Genomic DNA, 3622 nt, shown 5'->3' on the forward strand with positions numbered 1-3622 from the left:
TGGCAGGAGTGGAGGGACTCGAACCCACGACCCTCGGTTTTGGAGACCGATGCTCTACCAGCTGAGCTACACTCCTAGGTCCCGGTGGAAACTACAACGCGCCAGAGGGTAAGTCCCCCGGGCGCGTTCGGCCTCCCCAGACCGGGCCGTATGCCCGACCGCGCCGGGGTTTTCAAGCACGGATGCGGCTCAGTCGTCGTACTGGGCCGCAACCGCCCGCGCCTCGTCCTGGGCGTTGATCACCTGCCTGAACAGCAGCTTGTCGATCCGGCGGTCGTCCATGTCGATGATCTCGACCTCGAACCGGCCCAGTTGCAGGATTTCGCCTTCGTGCGGCACGCGCGACAACTGGTGCAGCACAAGGCCGGCGATGGTGTGGAAGCCGTCCGCCTCGCCGAAATCCTCGCCCAGCGCATCCGCCAGCTCGTCGATGTCGGTCTGGCCGTCGACCAGCCAGCTGCCGTCCTCGCGCTGGCGCACATTGACCTCGGCGTCGTCGTGGCCCTCGTCGAAATCGCCGGCGATCATCTCCAGCAGGTCGGTGGCCGTCACCACGCCCTCGAAGGCGCCGAACTCGTCGACCAGGAAGGCCATGTGGACCTTGGACGCCTTCAGGATCTCCAGCGCCTTCAGCACCGAGGTCGACTGGGGAATGAAGGCCGGAATCTGGACGTGCTTCTCGATATTGAACTCGCCGTTGTCCAGCAGGCTGTCCAGCAGGTCCTTCTTGTGGACCACGCCCAGCGGATTATCGACGTCGTTCTCCTTGGCGACCACGATCCGGGAATAGGGGCAGGTCCGCACCTCCTCGCGCAGCTGCGCCTCGGTGTCGTCCAGCGCGACCCAGAACACCTCGTGGCGCGGCGTCATGGCCACGCGGATGGGGCGGTCGCCGAGGCGCAGGATCTCCTCGATCATCTCCTGCTCCTCGGGTTCGATCAGACCGGCCGAGGTGCCCTCGGCGATCATGGTCTCGACCTCTTCCTGGGTGACGTCCGAACCGTCGCGGTCCTTGACGCCCATGATCTTGAGAATGGCCGAGGTCGAGGCCGTCAGCAGCACCACGAAGGGCTTGAGAACGACCGCCAGGGTCGAGATCGGCGCCGCCATCTTGGACGCGATCGATTCCGGGAAGATCAGGGCCAGCCTCTTGGGAACCAGCTCGCCGACGATCACCGACACATAGGTGATGAAGACGACGACGATGCCGGTGGCGATGACATGCGACCAGGGCGCGAGGGCCGGAACGGCGGTCTCGATGATGCGGTTCAACTCGCCGCCGATGGCCGCCTGGCCGTAGGCGCCCGCCAGAATCCCGATCAGGGTGATGCCGACCTGGACCGCCGAGAGGAAATGGGTCGGGTCCTCGGCCAGCTGCAGGGCGGCGCGCGCGCCCTTGTCGCCGCGCTCGGCCCGGCTCTGTAATTTGGATTTGCGCGAGGATACGACCGCCAGCTCGGTCATGGCGAACAGGCCGTTGAGCACCACGAGGAGCAGAACGACGACGATGGCGAGGGCTAACATCTAGTGGGGGCGGAACCGGCGCGGCGCGACAGTCGGCGTCCGCAGGATCGATGATAGGGGGAATCCGCCCTCGCCGCCACGGTTTCCTTGCGGCGTCACCCGGTCCGGCCGACCTCGACCGAGCCATAGGGGCCGCGCGCGCCGTCCTCCGGCATGGCCGCACAGGCGGACATGCCCAGGAAGGTGCCGATGAACAGGCCGATCCGGATCGCGCGTCGCATGGTTACCCAATTCCTAATGCCGGTGATGCGAACGTAGTGAGGCGATTGCGGTTGCATGCAAGCGCCTGCCCCGTGCGGGGGGGCCGTTAACCGCCCTGCGCCCCGGAGACGCGAATCCCTGTCGCGCAGACCGGCGATATGCCAGTCTCGCCGCCGGGAGGACCGCGCCATGATGCTGACCCGAAGGGCCGCGCTGCTGGGGCTGGCCGGTACGGCGACACTGGGCGCCGCCCGCCTGTCGGGCGATCCCGACCTGGTCGTGGTCGGCGCCGGCTCGGCCGGCATCGCCGCCGCCCGCACGGCGCAGGCGGCGGGACTCAAGGTGATCGTTCTGGAAGCCATGGACCGGATCGGCGGCCGGGCCTTCACCGACACCGCCACCTTCGGCTCGCCCTTCGACGTCGGCTGCGCCTGGCTGCACAAGGCGGACGACAATCCGTACACCGCCTACGCCCGCGACAACGGCTTCACCCTGCGGGCGCACGAATACGACCTCGAGCGCGTCTGGCTGGGCTCCGCCCCCTCCCCGGCCCATCTCGTCAATGAGGCCGAGGAGGCCATGAGCGAGGCCATCAGCGCCGCGCCCGAAGACGTCGCGGCCTCGCTCGTCGCGGACGTCTCGACCCCGGTCGGCGAGGCGGCGGGCGACTATCTGGGCGCGCTCGACATGGCTGTCGACCTCGATGAGCTGTCGACCTTCGACTACGCCAACGCCGACGACCTGGCCCCCAACTTCCTGTGCGCCCAGGGCTATGGCTCGATCGTGGCCCATCGCGGCCGGGGGCTGCCCGTGCGGCTCGACACCCCCGTGCGCCGCATCCGCTGGGACGGCCCGGGCGCCGTGGTCGAGACCGACGCCGGCTCCATCCGCACCCGCGCCGTCATCGTCACCGCCTCGACGGGCGTGCTCGCCTCGGGCGCCATCCGCTTCACCCCCGACCTTCCCGTCCCGACACAGGAGGCCGTCGCCGACATTCCCATGGGGATGCTGGCCAAGATCCCGCTGCAGATCCGCGACCAGCGGTTCGGCCTCGAACCCTTCACCGACGTCCTGCTGGCGCGGCGCGGACGGCGCGACCTGTATTTCCTCAGCTTCCCCTTCGCCGGCGACCTCATGGTCGGCTTCGTGGGCGGCGATCTGGGCTGGGAGCTGTCCGCTGCGGGCGAGGCCGCCGCCGTCGACTTCGCGACCCAGGGGCTGGTCGAGATGTTCGGTTCCGGGGCCGCGCGGTCTGTCGTGAAGGGCGCCCTGACGCCCTGGGCGTCCAATCCGTGGACGCGCGGCGCCTACGCCGCCGCCAGCCCCGGCCGCTACGGCGCGCGCGAGGCGCTCGCCCGCCCCGTCGGCGACCGTATCTTCTTCGCCGGCGAAGCCCTCGCCGGCGGCCTGATCCAGACCTGCGGCGGGGCGTACCGGTCGGGCGAGGCGGCGGCGCGGGCGGTGCGCGCGGTGTTGGCGTAGGGCCTCATCCACCCCGCTCCTCGCCACCGCCGTCATCCTCGGGCTTGACCCGAGGATCAGAGGCAGGGCCGGGCTGTGCGTCTGGCGCGGCCCATCGACGGCGCTTCCGCGACGATCCACGGGGCGCCGGACGGTCCGATCCTCGGGTCAAGCCCGAGGATGACGGGTTGAGAGTAGTTCCAAAGCAAAACGGCCCCCGGATCGCTCCGGGGGCCGTTCTGTTCCTGTCACCGCATTCGGTCGGCGATCGCGCTCAAGGAGCGAGCGACCGCGTCGCGAGCGTTAGCGCACCAAGAACGATTACTCGTTGATCTTGGAGACGACGCCGGCGCCGACGGTGCGGCCGCCTTCACGGATGGCGAAGCGCAGCTTCTCTTCCATGGCGATCGGGGTGATCAGCTCGACGTTCAGCTCG

4 protein-coding genes and 1 tRNA gene are annotated in these 3622 nt (G+C 69.2%); 1 reads left to right on the forward strand and 4 read right to left on the reverse strand.

Annotation, left to right across the window (positions count from 1 at the left end):
- The 3 genes from V6M42_RS04055 to V6M42_RS04065 form a co-directional block, all read right to left on the reverse strand.
- A tRNA-Trp gene (locus V6M42_RS04055) sits at positions 1 to 76 on the reverse strand.
- A gap of 113 nt (positions 77 to 189) precedes the next feature.
- Positions 190 to 1524, reverse strand: coding sequence for a hemolysin family protein (locus V6M42_RS04060; RefSeq protein WP_332677313.1), 1335 nt, complete (start codon positions 1522 to 1524; stop codon positions 190 to 192).
- A 95-nt stretch (positions 1525 to 1619) separates the two neighbouring features.
- Positions 1620 to 1745 carry a hypothetical protein gene (locus tag V6M42_RS04065; RefSeq protein ID WP_332661091.1) on the reverse strand — a complete coding sequence of 42 codons (126 nt, stop codon included), beginning with the start codon at positions 1743 to 1745 and terminating at the stop codon, positions 1620 to 1622.
- Positions 1746 to 1914: 169 nt separating this feature from the next.
- Here V6M42_RS04065 and V6M42_RS04070 point away from each other — a divergent pair, with 169 nt between their 5' ends.
- Positions 1915 to 3207: a flavin monoamine oxidase family protein gene (locus V6M42_RS04070; RefSeq protein ID WP_332677315.1), complete on the forward strand. Its 1293-nt coding sequence runs from the start codon at positions 1915 to 1917 to the stop codon at positions 3205 to 3207.
- A 300-nt stretch (positions 3208 to 3507) separates the two neighbouring features.
- Here V6M42_RS04070 and V6M42_RS04075 read toward each other — a convergent pair.
- Positions 3508 to 3622 (reverse strand): hypothetical protein (locus V6M42_RS04075; RefSeq protein ID WP_325743522.1); only part of this gene is annotated, 115 nt, incomplete at its 5' end.

The organism is Brevundimonas sp. (assembly GCF_036677305.1).
Lineage (GTDB): Bacteria > Pseudomonadota > Alphaproteobacteria > Caulobacterales > Caulobacteraceae > Brevundimonas.